This window comes from Acinetobacter sp. NIPH 2100 (assembly GCF_000369805.1).
Lineage (GTDB): Bacteria > Pseudomonadota > Gammaproteobacteria > Pseudomonadales > Moraxellaceae > Acinetobacter.
The window spans coordinates 402,028-417,079 of sequence record NZ_KB850224.1 but is presented as its reverse complement, the minus strand read 5'-3'; the positions used below and the strand labels follow the sequence as shown (position 1 = coordinate 417,079).

General features: G+C 43.3%; 13 protein-coding genes and 3 tRNA genes. 7 read left to right on the top strand and 9 right to left on the bottom strand.

The window, feature by feature from the left end:
• Positions 1–23: 23 nt before the first annotated feature.
• The 7 genes from F887_RS15915 (at position 24) to F887_RS15945 (ending at position 7,869) form a co-directional block, all read left to right on the top strand.
• Complete coding sequence (locus F887_RS15915; RefSeq protein WP_005291448.1) at positions 24–1,406, top strand: ATP-binding protein; 1,383 nt, start codon at positions 24–26, stop codon at positions 1,404–1,406.
• Positions 1,407–1,656: 250 nt separating this feature from the next.
• Complete coding sequence (locus tag F887_RS15920) at positions 1,657–4,509, top strand: monovalent cation/H+ antiporter subunit A (protein ID WP_005291446.1); 2,853 nt, start codon at positions 1,657–1,659, stop codon at positions 4,507–4,509.
• Positions 4,502–4,870 carry a Na+/H+ antiporter subunit C gene (locus F887_RS15925; protein ID WP_005291445.1) on the top strand — a complete coding sequence of 123 codons (369 nt, stop codon included), beginning with the start codon at positions 4,502–4,504 and terminating at the stop codon, positions 4,868–4,870. The genes F887_RS15920 and F887_RS15925 overlap by 8 nt, the downstream gene beginning before the upstream one ends.
• A complete protein-coding gene (locus F887_RS15930) occupies positions 4,870–6,681 on the top strand; it encodes a monovalent cation/H+ antiporter subunit D (RefSeq protein ID WP_005291443.1) in 1,812 nt (603 codons plus the stop codon). Before F887_RS15925 ends, F887_RS15930 begins: the two co-directional genes overlap by 1 nt.
• Positions 6,681–7,208: a Na+/H+ antiporter subunit E gene (locus tag F887_RS15935; protein WP_005291440.1), complete on the top strand. Its 528-nt coding sequence runs from the start codon at positions 6,681–6,683 to the stop codon at positions 7,206–7,208. Before F887_RS15930 ends, F887_RS15935 begins: the two co-directional genes overlap by 1 nt.
• Positions 7,205–7,480, top strand: a complete 276-nt coding sequence (locus tag F887_RS15940) for a monovalent cation/H+ antiporter subunit F (RefSeq protein ID WP_005191977.1) — start codon at positions 7,205–7,207, stop codon at positions 7,478–7,480. The genes F887_RS15935 and F887_RS15940 overlap by 4 nt, the downstream gene beginning before the upstream one ends.
• Positions 7,481–7,491: 11 nt before the next feature.
• Positions 7,492–7,869, top strand: coding sequence for a Na+/H+ antiporter subunit G (locus F887_RS15945; RefSeq protein ID WP_005291438.1), 378 nt, complete (start codon positions 7,492–7,494; stop codon positions 7,867–7,869).
• Between the two features lie 50 nt (positions 7,870–7,919).
• On the opposite strand, the gene F887_RS15950 is transcribed toward F887_RS15945, so the two are convergent.
• From F887_RS15950 to tpiA, 9 genes are all read right to left on the bottom strand, one after another.
• Positions 7,920–8,321, bottom strand: a complete 402-nt coding sequence (locus F887_RS15950; protein ID WP_005291436.1) for a ribosome-binding factor A — start codon at positions 8,319–8,321, stop codon at positions 7,920–7,922.
• A complete protein-coding gene (infB, locus tag F887_RS15955; protein WP_005291435.1) occupies positions 8,321–11,035 on the bottom strand; it encodes a translation initiation factor IF-2 in 2,715 nt (904 codons plus the stop codon). The genes F887_RS15950 and infB overlap by 1 nt, the downstream gene beginning before the upstream one ends.
• Positions 11,036–11,045: 10 nt before the next feature.
• A complete protein-coding gene (gene nusA / locus F887_RS15960) occupies positions 11,046–12,530 on the bottom strand; it encodes a transcription termination factor NusA (protein ID WP_005191970.1) in 1,485 nt (494 codons plus the stop codon).
• A gap of 37 nt (positions 12,531–12,567) precedes the next feature.
• On the bottom strand, positions 12,568–13,092 hold the full coding sequence (gene rimP, locus F887_RS15965) for a ribosome maturation factor RimP (RefSeq protein ID WP_005291432.1): 525 nt from the start codon (positions 13,090–13,092) through the stop codon (positions 12,568–12,570).
• Positions 13,093–13,294: 202 nt separating this feature from the next.
• A tRNA-Met gene (locus F887_RS15970) sits at positions 13,295–13,371 on the bottom strand.
• 85 nt (positions 13,372–13,456) lie between these two features.
• Positions 13,457–13,533 (bottom strand) — tRNA-Met (locus F887_RS15975).
• Between the two features lie 44 nt (positions 13,534–13,577).
• Positions 13,578–13,662 (bottom strand) — tRNA-Leu (locus F887_RS15980).
• Between the two features lie 56 nt (positions 13,663–13,718).
• Positions 13,719–14,048 carry a preprotein translocase subunit SecG gene (secG, locus tag F887_RS15985; RefSeq protein WP_005291430.1) on the bottom strand — a complete coding sequence of 110 codons (330 nt, stop codon included), beginning with the start codon at positions 14,046–14,048 and terminating at the stop codon, positions 13,719–13,721.
• Between the two features lie 12 nt (positions 14,049–14,060).
• Positions 14,061–14,852 (bottom strand): triose-phosphate isomerase, encoded by a 792-nt coding sequence (tpiA, locus tag F887_RS15990; protein WP_005291428.1) that lies wholly within the window; start codon positions 14,850–14,852, stop codon positions 14,061–14,063.
• Positions 14,853–15,052 lie beyond the last annotated feature (200 nt).

Below are 15,052 nucleotides of genomic sequence, written 5' to 3'. Positions count from 1 at the left end.
GCGCTTATGATTGAGGTCAGCTTATGCAACTTGAATCGGTTCTCTTTAAACACATCGGGATGTTTCGGGATTTAAATCTCGAATTTCAACCTGAGCAATATCCTATTACTCTGATTTTGGGTGATCAAGCCACAGGCAAAAGCACCATTTTAAAAAATATCTATCAAAGCCTGACTTGGTTTTCTGCGCGCTATAAGGATATTCGTACTGCGGGTGTGGTGATTGCCGATCAAGATATTATGCTGAATCGCTTACAGGCAAAAATTCAAATCCAGGTTCGTATGAGCAGCGAACTAAGTGGCACTTTGACTGAAAGTAGTTCATCACAACAAACTGACACTCAGGCCTGTGCATGGAAACTCTATAAAACATTTAACAGTCAAGGCGTTGGGATTAGCCAAGTTGAGACCCAACAGCTTGATCAGATGGTTACGCTGTATCAAAAAACAGGGCTGCAAGACCCCCTATTTGGACTGCCACTGATTGCATATTATCCTGCCGAACGTTTTGTCCAAGACATCAATTTGCAAAGTAAGAATACCCCTGGGACACTGCAGGAAATTTCGGCCTACGATCTAAGCGCTGTACCCTATACGACGTTTGCCCGTTTTTTTGAGTGGTTGCGTGAAATCAGCGATGTTGAAAATGCACATTCAGCCCATATCGTTAGGCGCTTGATGGGCAATGATTTTAATCAACAAAATCAATCCGAAGTATTGCAAGAGTTACAGCAGGAATTGGTCAATCATCCAAAACAATTGTCTGCACCGAATCTTTATGCCTTGAAAAATAGCCTGCATACTGTTTTTCCTGAATTAAACGATATTTACATTCAGTATGTTCCAAAGCTGCAATTGATGGTGCGCTACCAAGAGCAGTTGATTCCATTTCAGCAACTCTCGGCCTCACTCAAAGCATGGATTGCTCTGGTTGGAGACATTAGCCGTCGACTGTGCTTATTGAATCAGCATTGTTTTGATCCTTGTTTAGAGGGCGAAGGCATTTTGATGATTGATCAAATTGATCATCAACTCGATCAGAATAACTGCGCTGAAATTCTCGAACATTTACATCAAGCATTTCCTCGCCTGCAAATCATTGCCACGGGTAATCGCGACGCACTGCTCGAACATGCTGTGAATTATCAATGTCTAAAACTCGATCAAAAAGGTGTCTATCAACTCAATTTAGAAGCATCTCAACAGCAGCTTTCAGATTTATATCACGAACTAACCAAAACTGAAGCCACTGATTCGGCTCAAGCTCAAAGCTTGTTGCAAGCTGATCTTTTAACCCATAAAGTGGATGATTTATTTCAGCAAATTCAGGAATTAAACGAACAAGAAAAGAGCGACTTACTCAACCTACTCAAGATTGATGACACACCGCAAGAAAGCCCTTTGTAAAAGATTAGATAGAGCGAATATTGAAATGTTTTCAATAAATTATGTTGTTTGTTTCATGTAATATCACCAGATTTTCACTGGTATTTTATAGTAAAATAAATCGTATTTTTTATTTTCAAGTTGTGCAATACAACTTGCTGCCTCCGTTAACTTGATTGGGCTTCAAGATTTAAAGTTTTGGTATTCTCTTTGAGTGCCTGTAAGTCTTGAAAGAAAATTCACCCTTAGGTCTTCGACCTAAATCATCGACATGGATACCAGTGTGCTACCGATTATTATCTTATTACCGCTCATACTCGGCACCACCCTTGTCTCACAATTACAGCGTATTTCGCGTGGCGTGACGGCACTTGGGGCGATTGGCATCAGCCTTAGTTGTTTTATTTTACTTTTAACTCAGGCAGAAACGGTTCTTCAGGGCAATACCCTGCAACAAAGCTGGGATTGGCTTCCACAGCTCGGAATTAATCTGAGTTTTCGCCTAGATGCATTAGGCTTATTGTTTGGTCTGCTGATTAGCGGTATCGGCACACTGATTTATATTTATGCCTATTACTATCTCAGCCCGAAAAACTCTCTCAGTAAACTTTACCAGTTATTGATGTTGTTTATGGCAGCCATGCTGGGGATTTCGCTCTCAAATAACTTAATGATCTTATTGGTCTTTTGGGAGCTCACCAGTATTTCATCTTTCCTGTTGGTCGGTTACTGGAGCCAGTACGAAGCGGCTCAACGTGGCGCCCGTATGGCACTGACCATCACAGGGATGGGCGGCTTGGCCATGCTGGGTGGATTTGTCCTGATTGGACAAATCACGGGAACCTATCAAATCGATGAATTGGTATTGATGAAAGATACCATTCAACAGCATGCGCTTTTCGTTCCAGCCTTACTTCTGATTCTCTTAGGTGCATTTACCAAAAGTGCACAGTTCCCGTTTCATTTTTGGTTACCAAATGCGATGGCAGCACCAACGCCAGTTTCAGCTTATCTGCACTCAGCAACCATGGTGAAAGCAGGGATCTTCCTGCTGGCTCGCTTAGCACCTATCTTTATTGGTGCTGCGCTGTATCACAACATCGTTACATTCGTGGGTTTATTCACGTTGTGTATGGCTGCTGGTTTTGCCATCTTCAAAGAAGATCTGAAAGGTCTTCTGGCTTATTCGACCATCAGTCATTTAGGTTTGATCGTCTGTCTGCTCGGCATTGGTTCACCACTGGCCGTTGCCGCTGCAATTTTCCATATCATTAACCATGCAACCTTTAAAGCTGCATTGTTCATGATTGCTGGGATTATTGACCATGAAACAGGAACACGTGATTTACGCAAGCTGAGTGGTATTTGGCAATTGCTTCCATTCACTGGCACCTTAACCATGATCACCGCTGCTTCGATGGCGGGTGTGCCACTGACCAATGGCTTTATCTCCAAAGAAATGTTCTTTACCGAGTTATTGGCCAACCTATCAGGTCCAGTGATGGTAATTTCAGCCATCGTCGCAACGCTGGCGGGTATTTTTGCAGTCAGTTATTCGATTCGTCTGGTACACGGTGTTTTCTTTGATGGCCCGATTGGTAAACAAGTCCCGAATAAAGATGCGCATGAACCACATATAGGTATGCGCTTACCTGCCATCATCTTGGCAACCTTATGTATCTTGGTTGGCATCCTCCCTGCCCTACTGGCTGGGACCATGGTCAACAGCGTGACGCGCGCCAGTTTGGCACAGCCTGAATTCGAAGGCGTTCATCTCGCAATCTGGCATGGTGTTAATGCGCCACTGATGATGAGTCTGATTGCATTAATCGGTGGTTCGATTTTCTATTTTGCACTGGCAAAAGAGGGGCGTATTCGTAAAATCGACTTAGATCCGTATCTTGGAAAATTCCAAGGTAAAATCTTATTTGACCTATTCCTTAAGAATTTATTGCTCACCAGCCGTAAGATCAAACAAAAGACTGAGAATGGTTCACTACAGAGCTACCTCCTCTTGATCGTTTTGTTCAGCATTGTCATGGTGGGTTTACCATTATTTAACCAAGGTTTGACGACAGGCACACGTGAATTGACACATGCACCATGGGTGGCAATTGTGTTATGGCTCACGCTGTTCTCTGGCTGCTGGATGATGCTGTGGTTCCACCATGAACGCATCAAAGCTGTATTGATCAGTGGTGCAGTCGGTTTGGTGGTGACCATGGTATTCGTCACCTTATCGGCACCAGACTTGGCATTGACCCAGATTACCGTCGATGTTGTGACGACGGTTCTATTGTTAATGAGCTTGTCGTTATTGCCGCAACTCACCCCATATGAATCAAGTCGTTCACGTCGTTGGAGAGATGCTAGCCTTGCCATCGGAGGTGGCTTAGGCATCGGTTGGATTGCATGGTTATTGCTGACACGTGATCATAATTCCATTTCATGGTTCTTCATGCAGCAAGCGATTCCATTGGGCGGTGGTTCAAATGTAGTGAACGTTATTCTCGTGGACTTCCGTGGATTCGATACCTTTGGTGAAATCACGGTATTGGGTATTGCTGCGATTGGTGCACTTTGCCTTATGGATGGTATGCGTGCACATGGTACGACCATGACACAAGGCCTGTCTTATCGTTTTAACCCTTCACCGTTGATGTTCCGTATCACAGCATCTTGGATCTTGCCGCTTGCCCTCGTCGTTAGCGTGTATATCTTTATGCGTGGTCATAATCTTCCTGGTGGTGGATTTATCGCAGGTTTGATTACCTCGCTGGCATTAATTATTCAATACATCGTTTTAGGTCAAGACCAAACAGAACAGATGATCAAAGCAAAATCAGGTCGTCTGTATGAAGTATGGATTGGTTCAGGTTTAACCATTGCAGGTTTAACAGGTATTGCCGCATGGTTATGGGCACGCCCATTCCTCGCCAGCGCACATATTTATGTTGAACTGCCTGTGCTAGGAAAAATGCATATTGCCTCTGCAGTGTCATTTGACTTAGGTGTCTACATTACCGTTGTTGGTGCCACCATGTTGCTGATCTCCGTCCTCGGAGATTCACGCCACTCAAGCATGTCTGGTCCAATCCCAAGTGGAGATAAACAAAATGGTTAGTATTGAATTTTTACTCGCTTCTGGGATTGGCTTACTTACAGCAACAGGGATTTATTTAATTCTGCGTGCCAGAACATTCCCTGTGGTACTCGGCTTGGCCATGATTGGCTATGCCGTCAATCTATTCCTGTTTGCAATGGGACGTTTACAGATCAATGCACCCGCTGTACTGACTGAAACCACAAAAGTCACCGATCCTTTACCTCAGGCACTGGTATTGACTGCGATTGTGATTGGCTTCGCAACCACAGCCTTTATCGTGCAACTGGCATTACGTAGCCGTTATGAGTCTGGTACAGATCATGTCGACTCGAAAGAAGAACCCACCATAACTTATGACCCACGTGAGGATGAGCCATAATGTTTGATTTTTATAATTTCTGGCACGCTCACGCTCCAATTATCAGTATTTTAATTCCTGCATTTACAGGCTTCATCTTGGTGCTATTGGGCAATCCAGGTTCGGGTTCTTTAAAACAAGATTGGCGTCAGCCATGGCGTCGCGGGATTAGCCTTGTCTCTGCTATTTTAGGTTTAATCACCGCAATCAGTTATCTCGGTATTGCCAATACTGGGCAAATTACAGTGTATCAACTCAGTGAATGGTCTGCACCATTCGGGATCGTCCTTGTCCTCGATCGTTTATCTGCATTCATGCTGGTACTCACCTACATTCTTGCAGTCCCTGTGATTTGGTATGCAAGCGATAACTGGGACACGCGTGGTCGTTATTTCCATACTATGCTGCATTTCCTGCTTATGGGAATCACAGGTGCATTCTTAACGGGTGACTTGTTTAACTTATTTGTCTTCTTTGAAATTCTGCTGTTGGCGTCCTATGTGCTGTTATTACACGGTCAAGGACGTCCACGTTTTCAACTGGGGGTTCATTACGTCACCATTAACCTACTTGCCTCTGCCCTATTCCTGATTGGTCTAGGCATGATCTATGGTAGCGTTGGTAGCTTGAACATGGCCGATGTAGGCCGTCTGGTTCCTCTGCTTGATGGTGACCAGCACAAGCTTGCGATTGCAGGTGGAATGCTGCTATTCGTGGTGTTTGGTATTAAGGCGGCAATGTTGCCTGTCGGCTTTTGGTTACCGAAAACCTATGCCGTTGCCAGCACACCCGTTGCAGCAATTTTTACCATCATGACCAAAGTCGGAATTTACGCCATTTTACGTGTTAACGGCACAGTCTTTGACGATGCCATGGCACAAAACTTTTTCAAGAATTGTTTGTTGGTTATTGGTCTTGTGACCTCACTTTATGGTGTGATTGGTGCGATTGGCGCTGAACGTCTACGTCGTTTTGTGGGCTTTATGGTGCTGTCATCGATTGGTACCTTGCTGATTGCGCTTGCAATGTTCAATACACAAGCATGGGCCGCTGCACTCTATTACGTGGTTCATAGTACCTTAGTCGCAGCGTCGTTCTATTTATTCTGTGGCTGGATGACATCGCAGCGTGGTGCTTTTAAAGATCATTTAAAAGTTGCCCCAAAGATTAAACAGGAAAAAGCGGCTGCTTTTACCTATTTCATCATTGCCTTAATGATGGCAGGCTTACCGCCATTTAGCGGCTTCCTCGGTAAAGTGTTTATTTTACAGGCCACTGCCGAAACACCATATCAGGGTTGGATTATTGCGGTTATTCTGGTTGTCAGCTTACTCAGCATTATCGCACTGACTCGCGTTGGTTTTATCCTGTTCTGGCGCGCAACACCCCCTGAAGAAGATCTGAAAGAAACCGCTTATGCTGAATATCAGGCCTTGCCTGAAGTTGCACCAAAGCGTAATGATACGGCGATTTATGTCTTACTTGGTGCTTTGATGACTTATGTTGTCTTCGCCTCGCCTATTCAAAATTATACGGTTGCAACAGCGCAGCAAATTCAAAATCATGCGCTATACAATCAAACCATTTTGAAAAATGATGCGCAAGGTCGTCCAATCAGCGTACAGCCTTATGATCCGAGTTATCTCCCTGAAACCAAATATGGTGGTGAAGTGGAAGATCATAATGCACTGCTTATCCCAGATGTTATTTCGAAGCCAACCCTTCAAGGTGAGCACATTTCTGAATATAAGCAACGTCAAATTGCTGAGCAGATCTTAGAAGCACCGACCATTCCAAATACAACACAGTTAAAACCAATGGAGGATCACTAATGCAAAAACAATCTTTGCTTGAGCGTTGGTTCCCGCATCCATTTGTGTCTTTTCTGATTTTTTTGAGCTGGTTGATGCTGGCACACAGCCTCGATGCTACTGATATTTTAATCGCACTGGTTTTGGCTATCGGGATTTCCCGTCTAGTGAGCCCTTTTATTGCCAGAACCCCTCACATTCATTGGATTCCGGCGATCAAATTAGTTTTTGTGGTGTTATGGGATATTGTAGTTTCTAATTTCCGTGTTGCCAAAATGGTGCTTGGGCCAATGGATAAACTCCACCCCAAATGGTATCGCGTCCCACTTGAAACTGAACACGAGCAAGTCAACACCTTGCTGGCAATGATCATCACCACCACCCCAGGTACCGTTTCAGCAGGTATCGATCAAGAGCGTGGTGATATTTTGGTGCATGCGCTCAGTTCGGATGACACTGAACTTGATATTCAAGAGATCAAGAACCGTTATGAAACGCCTTTAATCGAAATCTTTGATGTAAAGATTGCAGAAGGAGCTAGCAAATGACCATTTTACCTTATGCACTTGGGATTGGCTTAATTGCGATTACCATCTCCATGTTTTTATGTTTGATTCGTTTGATTGCTGGCCCTTCTGTGATTGACCGTTTGTTGGCATTGGATACCTTATTTTTAAATGCAACCTGTCTCATTGTTGTATTGAGTATCTATTGGGTCAGCACCAATCTATTCGAAGGTGCACTCTTGGTTGCAATGCTCGGTTTTGTTTCGACTGCCGCGCTTGCTCGTTATTTCACTACGGGTCATGTGATTGATTAAGGAGCCATACCATGCAACTGATTCTTGAAATTATCGTTTCATTCTTTGTGGTCTTTGGTGCGTTCTTTATGCTGATCGGCTCAATCGGTATGATTCGCCTACCCGATTTGTTTATGCGCCTGCATGCACCGACCAAATCAAGTACCTTGGGTTTAGGTAGCTTCCTGATCGCAGCCATGATCTTTGCAGCCATGCATGGCCGTTTTGGTTTTGCAGAGCTGCTGATTACTTTATTTGCATTTATCACTGCACCAGTATCAGCAAATTTAATGGCCCAAGCAGCCATCCACTTACGCTTACGCTCAACCAGTGGTGATGTACCTGAGGCGCTAAATCGCCCACTGCCTTGGCAGCGTTATCGTCGTCGTCATCCAATGAAAAAAGATTAATATCATCAAGCCATAAAAAAGCCACCCGAAGGTGGCTTTTTTATATCGATTTACTTTTGTTCATCTTGCCCTTGTTCAGGCAGATCTTTAACCGCTTCAGCAATCAGACCAAACATATAGTTACCATAGGCATTGGTCTTATCGTAATGGAAACGTAATCTTGGCGTAATACGCGTCTTGATACGACGACTCAATTCATGACGCAAGAAACCAGAAGCTTTATTCAATACATCTAAAGTTTCTTTATTTGCTACTTCACTTTGGTCATCACCAAGTTCACGGCCCATTACAGTGACATATACTTCAGCATATCCCATATCTGCACTGACTTTCACGGCTGAGATGGTCACAAGACCACCCAGACGTGGATCTTTAAGCTCCTGACGAATCAGCTCAGACAACTCACGTTGTACTGAATCCGCCATGCGCTTTAAGCGTTGGCTAGCCGCCATTAAAGACTCCGTTTAATCAATTGAACATCATAGACTTCGATCTTATCTTTTTCTTTGATGTCTTTATAACCTTTCACCGCAAGACCACATTCCATACCAGCACGAACTTCTTCAACCACTTCTTTATAACGACGAAGAGATTCAAGTTCACCTTGGAACACAACCACGTCATCACGTAATACGCGAATCGGTTTGTTACGGTGCAATACACCTTCAAGTACCATACAGCCTGCTGCTGCACCAAACTTACTTGAGTGGAAGACTTCACGAACTTCAGCAACACCCAAGATCGTTTCACGATGTTCTGGTGCAAGCTTACCGCTCATTGCAGCTTTCACATCATCAATCAAGTGATAAATGACGCTGTAGTAACGAATATCGATGCCATCTTGATCAGATTTTTGACGAGCAGTGTTGTCTGCACGTACGTTAAAGCCTAACAATACTGCTTCTGAAGATTCAGCTAAAGTAACATCTGACTCAGTGATCGCACCAACACCAGAACCGATTACACGGACTTTAACTTCATCAGTAGAAAGCTCATCAAGCGCAACATGTAACGCTTCCAAGGTACCACGAACGTCAGTTTTGAGTACGACATTCACATAAGGAATATCTTTTTTACCCATAGACGCCATGATGTTTTCAAGACGCATTGCACTTGCACGCTCTAAACGCTTATGACGTTCACGGTCAGAACGAGCATCAGCAACTTCACGTGCTTTCTTCTCATCATTAACCACAAGAACTTCATCACCCGCCATTGGCGCATCAGGTAAACCTAAAATCTCAACTGGGATTGAAGGACCTGCAGAAGTAATACGTTGACCATTTTCATCAACCATCGCACGTACACGACCATAAGATGAACCTGCCAATACAAGGTCACCAATATTCAATGTACCGTTTTGCACAAGAATCGACGTTACTGCACCACGACCTTTGTCTACACGTGCTTCGATGACCACACCTTGAGCCGCACCTTCTGCTGAAGCTTTAAGCTCCATCAATTCAGCTTGAATCAAGATCAAGTCAAGTAAACCATCGATACCCGCACCAGAGTGTGCTGATACTTTTGCGATTGGAACATCACCGCCCCACTCTTCAGGTACGATACCTTTAGTGGTCAATTCGTTTAATACACGGTCAACATCAGCTGATTCTTTATCCATCTTGTTGATGGCAACAATAATCGGCGTACCAGCAGCACGTGCATGGTCAATTGCTTCCGCTGTTTGTGGCATCACGCCATCATCAGCAGCAACAACAAGTACCACGATATCAGTCGCTTTTGCACCACGTGCACGCATTGATGTAAACGCAGCATGTCCTGGTGTATCTAGGAAAGTAATAATACCTTTCTCAGTTTCAACGTGATAAGCACCGATATGCTGAGTAATACCACCCGCTTCACCCGCAGCTACTTTAGAGCGACGGATACGATCCAGTAATGATGTTTTACCATGGTCAACGTGACCCATGATGGTAACCACTGGTGGACGAGTTGTTTGCTCACCACGTGCTTCTTCAGCTGCAACCAATAAGTTATCTTCTGCTTGCGTATCAGAAACTAAAACTGGATTGTGGCCTAATTCTTCAACTACAAGTACTGCAGTATCTTGATCAATGGCTTGGTTCTGAGTTACAAGCTCACCCATTTTCATGAGGGTCTTGATGACTTCACGAACTTTAACCGCCATTTTCTGTGCTAAGTCGGCAACGATGATTTTCTCACCGATCTCAACATCATAAATTTGCTTTTTAACAGGTTTTTCAAAACCGTGCTTGTTGGCTTGGCTAGTTTTCAAGCCACGCTTATGATGACTCTTGCTAAAACTTTGCTCAGACTGAGCATCGCCACCACGACCGCCTTTCTTACCAGCACGTGGATTTGCAGTTGCGCCACCACGTTTGATTTCACGGTCTTCCTTATTGAAGGAATCTTCATATGCTTGGCCAACAAGACCAGCGGCTAAAGGTGAATCATCAATCACACGGATCGTTGCAGTTGCATCATCATTTGAATATTTAGATGCCATCTGACGCATTTGCTCAAGTGTACGTTGCTGCGCTTCTTCAGCTGCTTTACGACGCACAACTTCTTCAGTCGCTTTCAACTGAGCAGTTTGCTCTTCACGTGCTTTCTTTTGCTCTGGTGTTTCTGTCAATCGAACAACAGGTGCCTTAATCACTTTATCGCTATTACGCTTTTTCACCACAACAGCAGCTTTTGCCGGTGTTTGACCTGCACCTTCAGAAGTATGCGCTGCACGCATTGCTTCTAAAGTTGCATTGGCTTTTTGTTCAGCTGTATGACGTGCAGTTTGCTGAGCATCATTACGTACTTTCTGTTCAGCACGTACTTTTGCATCTGCTTCTACACGCGCTTTTGCTTCAGCTGCAAGTAATTCAGGGTTTGGTTTAGCAAAAACTTGTTTCTTGCGAACTTCAACATTAATGCTTTTCGCTTTACCTGAAGTACTTGTAACTTTAGCAGTACTCGTTGTTTTACGTTTCAACGCAATCTTTCCTGTGTTACCACTTTCCTGACCATGTACTTTTTTCAAGTGATTGACCAAAGTATCTTGCTGTTCAGTGGTAATAATGTCATCTGCTTTACGCTGTGGTAGACCTGCTTCGCGAACCTGCTCTAGGAGTTTCTCTACAGGACGTTCTACGCTGAGCGCTAACTCTTGAATCGACTTGTCCGTCATCTATTATCTCCTAGTTAAACCATGATTCACGTGCTTTCATGATTAACTGACCCGCTTTGTCATGACCTAAACCTTCGATATCTGAGATATCATCAGTTGCTTGGTCTGCCAAATCATCAACAGTAACCACACCACGCGCCGCCAATGCATACGCAATCTCAGTCGTCATACCTTCCATACCGAGAAGTTCTGCACTTGGCTCTTGAATATTTTCTTGCTGTTTTAAAGCATCCGTTAAAGCGGCTTCTTTAGCACGGCTTTGCAACAATTCAACCAAATCAGCTTCAAGCTCGATTTCATCAAATGTTTCAGCTGGTACATAAGCAATCTCTTCTAACGAAGTGAAGCCCATTTCAACCAATGCCATCGCTAAATCTTCTTCAATATCCAGACGAGAAACAAACATGTCTAAATATTGTTGCGCTTCATTTTGCTGACGTGCACGATACTCTTCTTCCAACATCATGTCGAGTTTATAACCCGTCAATTCTGATGCTAAACGAACATTTTGCCCTTGTGAACCAATTGCTCGCGCTAACTGGTCATTGGTCGCAAAAATGATATCTGCACTACGTGTATCTTCATCAAGTACGATACCCGATACATCAGCTGGTTCTAATGCACTTGCAATATATTGCGCTGGATCATCAGACCACACCACAACATCAATGCGCTCACCATTTAATTCCTGTTGTACAGCTTGGATACGTGTACCACGCATACCAATACATGCACCTACAGGGTCAATACGATGATCATTGGTTTTCACTGCAATTTTAGCACGAACACCTGGCTGACGCGCCGCTGCTTTAATTTCGATGATTTCTTCAGAAATTTCTGGAATTTCTTTCTTCATCAAAGCAATCAGCATTTCAGGACGAGCACGTGACAATAACAATTGTGCACCGCGACCTTCACGGTTCACGTTAAACAAAATTGCATTGATACGTTGCTTAGGACGCAAAATTTCTTTGTGAATGGTTTCTTCACGCGCTAAATATGCTTCTGCATTGTCGCCAAGATCAATGATAAAGCCATCTTTGGTCTGCTTCTTCACTTCACCGTAAATCAGCTCGCCGACTTTAGATTCATACGCATCAGCAACCAATGCACGTTCTGCTTCACGAATCTTTTGTACAATGACTTGTTTTGCAATTTGCGCTGCGATACGACCAAATTCAATCGATTCAACTTCCAACTCGCGCACATCACCGATTGACCACTGAGCAGGGTCTAAATCAGAAATAGCGTCTTGGCATGCTGGCATTTCATGGTCTTCATCCGCAACCACAGTCCACTGACGGAAAGTACGGTAATCACCAGTTTTACGATCAATCTCAACACGTAGTTGAGCTTCTTCTGAACGTGTACCTTCGTAAAACTTTTTCTTCGTTGCCGCAACAAGTGCTTGCTCTAACGCTTGGAAGATCGCTTCACGACTAACACCTTTTTCATTACTAACCGTTTCTGCAACGGTAAGAATTTCGCGGCCCATAAGTCACCTACCGATTTCTTATAAAATTAAGTTAATATTAGTCTTGATAGATTAAATTTGCTTTATCAATATTATGACTATCAATTTCAAGTACATGATTACCTTCAACTTCGACTTGAATCGTTTCGCTTTCTAAGTCTACAGAAAGTAATTTCGCCTGAAATTTTCGACGGTTTTCGACAGCAGCAATTAATCGTAAAGCCACTTGTTGCCCGATATAAGCAGGCAATTGATTGAGTTGGAAAAAAGGACGATCCCAACCTGGCGATGACACTTCTAACGCGTATTCACCAGCAATTGGATCATGGACATCAAGCATTGCACCCACTTGTTGTGTTACCAGAACACAATCTTGAACGCCAATACCACGCCCTTGTTCGACTTCACCATCTTCATTTAAGACAGATTCAACATTCTCATCGATCGCTTTATCAATATAAATGCGTAATAAAGAACGTTTACCTTGTGGCAGGAACTCAATCCCCCACAGATCTACACCACAAGCAGCCACAGCTGGTGCGATTAGATCATGCAATGCTTGAGACTTATTTGATAATTTCATTTACTCTCGTCGCTCTCATGCGAGCCAATCAATCTTAACCATATAGTGAAGCACGACTATTTGACCAATTGATGTCGAACAACTACACGATAGCTAAACAACCAATAAAAAAGGGCGCAATCGCCCCTATATATTACACAGAAAAAGCATAGCCCACTGTGCAAAAAGGCCCACCGTAATTGTGAGCCTCTTTTTAGAAACTTGGTAGCGGGAGCTGGATTTGAACCAACGACCTTCGGGTTATGAGCCCGACGAGCTACCAGACTGCTCCATCCCGCATCAACGTGCAAAAATTATATACAAATATGAAAAAAAGTCAATCTAAGTTTTCATATCCGCTTGATTAAGTTGCACCTTAATCAAATGGTAGCGGGAGCTGGATTTGAACCAACGACCTTCGGGTTATGAGCCCGACGAGCTACCAGACTGCTCCATCCCGCAACAACACAAACACTGCATACACCGAACTTACTGGTTATTAAGTTTGGTGCGGAAGGGGGGACTTGAACCCCCACGCCCTAAAGCACTACCACCTCAAGGTAGCGTGTCTACCAATTCCACCACCACCGCAGTTTGTGGGACGCATTCTAGTCCCTTAAATACAAAAAGGAAAGTGTTAATTCAACTTATTGAGTTGTTTTTGGTGCATTTGGCGAAGTTTCAGGCGATGTCACGGGTGCAGATGTCGTTGTTTGAACAGTTTTCAAACTATAAGCATCTGTTGTTTGCTTTTTGGCAAATACTGCCAAGGTCAAACTGGTTGCAAAAAACAATGCCGTAAAAATCGCGGTTAAACGAGTTAAAAAGTTACCTGCACCTGAAGCACCAAAAACAGTAGCAGCACCGCCACCACCAAATGATGCTCCTGCTTCCGCACCTTTACCTTGTTGTACCAAAACCAATGCAATAATTAAAATTGCTAAAATAATATGTACAACGAGTATAAAACTATACATCTCAATTCCTCGTTATTTGCTTTGAGCAAATGCTTTTGCGATTTGGTAAAATGATTGTGCATTTAAAGATGCGCCACCAACCAAAGCACCATTAATATCTGGACATGCAGCCAATTCAACTGCATTTTCAGCCTTAACACTACCACCATATAGAATGGCAGTATGCTCACCATATGATGTAATTTGTTTTAAACCTTCACGAATCTTTGCATGCATGGCTTGAGCGTCAGCTGGTGATGCAGTTTTACCTGTGCCAATTGCCCAAATCGGTTCATAAGCGAACACAATTTTTTGCCATTGATCCGCTTGAACAACCGCCGCAATATCACAAATTTGCTGCAATACCACTTGCTCAGCAGCACCCTGCTCTCGTTGTTCTAAACTTTCACCAACGCAATAAATCACGGTCAAACCTGCATTTAACGCATTATGCAATTTTACTTTTAAAATTTCGACATTGTCACCGAATAATTCACGACGTTCAGAATGCCCAATTAAAACAAATTCAATGCCACTGTCTTTCAACAATTCAGCACTGACCTCACCTGTATAAGCACCTGTCCCTGCAACGCGAGAAACATCTTGAGCCACCGTATAAACTGTTCTCGCCGCATCTTCAAATTGCGTTTGAATATGACTCAAAGCAATCGCGATAGGCGCGACACCAATATGACATTGCTCAGGCGCAATATTATCCTGTTGTAATAACTGTTTGAATTCTTCTACTAATTGGAAAGCATTCGCATGCATTGGATTCATTTTCCAATTGCCAACAACCCAAGGAGTAATGCTCGAGTTCGACATACTTCGCCCACCCACTGTTAATTAATTTCTCAAAAATGCTGCATATTTTACACGGATTTTTATAAAATTCAGTTTTTTCTTTTAGTGCCGTAAAAATCACGTCAAAATCATAAAGTTCAACAAAAGTGAGCATTTTACGTTTATGAAAGAGTTACATTCATTTATCAATAAAAAGCTGACTTACATACAATTGATTTGAT

Bases quoted from the DNA above. Each gene is read 5' to 3' on its own strand.
- F887_RS15915 (WP_005291448.1), top strand. From the start codon at position 24: ATGCAACTTGAATCGGTTCTCTTTAAACACATCGGGATGTTTCGGGAT.
- F887_RS15920 (WP_005291446.1), top strand. From the start codon at position 1,657: ATGGATACCAGTGTGCTACCGATTATTATCTTATTACCGCTCATACTC.
- F887_RS15925 (WP_005291445.1), top strand. From the start codon at position 4,502: ATGGTTAGTATTGAATTTTTACTCGCTTCTGGGATTGGCTTACTTACA.
- F887_RS15930 (WP_005291443.1), top strand. From the start codon at position 4,870: ATGTTTGATTTTTATAATTTCTGGCACGCTCACGCTCCAATTATCAGT.
- F887_RS15935 (WP_005291440.1), top strand. From the start codon at position 6,681: ATGCAAAAACAATCTTTGCTTGAGCGTTGGTTCCCGCATCCATTTGTG.
- F887_RS15940 (WP_005191977.1), top strand. From the start codon at position 7,205: ATGACCATTTTACCTTATGCACTTGGGATTGGCTTAATTGCGATTACC.
- F887_RS15945 (WP_005291438.1), top strand. From the start codon at position 7,492: ATGCAACTGATTCTTGAAATTATCGTTTCATTCTTTGTGGTCTTTGGT.
- F887_RS15950 (WP_005291436.1), bottom strand. From the start codon at position 8,321: ATGGCGGCTAGCCAACGCTTAAAGCGCATGGCGGATTCAGTACAACGT.
- infB (WP_005291435.1), bottom strand. From the start codon at position 11,035: ATGACGGACAAGTCGATTCAAGAGTTAGCGCTCAGCGTAGAACGTCCT.
- nusA (WP_005191970.1), bottom strand. From the start codon at position 12,530: ATGGGCCGCGAAATTCTTACCGTTGCAGAAACGGTTAGTAATGAAAAA.
- rimP (WP_005291432.1), bottom strand. From the start codon at position 13,092: ATGAAATTATCAAATAAGTCTCAAGCATTGCATGATCTAATCGCACCA.
- secG (WP_005291430.1), bottom strand. From the start codon at position 14,048: ATGTATAGTTTTATACTCGTTGTACATATTATTTTAGCAATTTTAATT.
- tpiA (WP_005291428.1), bottom strand. From the start codon at position 14,852: ATGTCGAACTCGAGCATTACTCCTTGGGTTGTTGGCAATTGGAAAATG.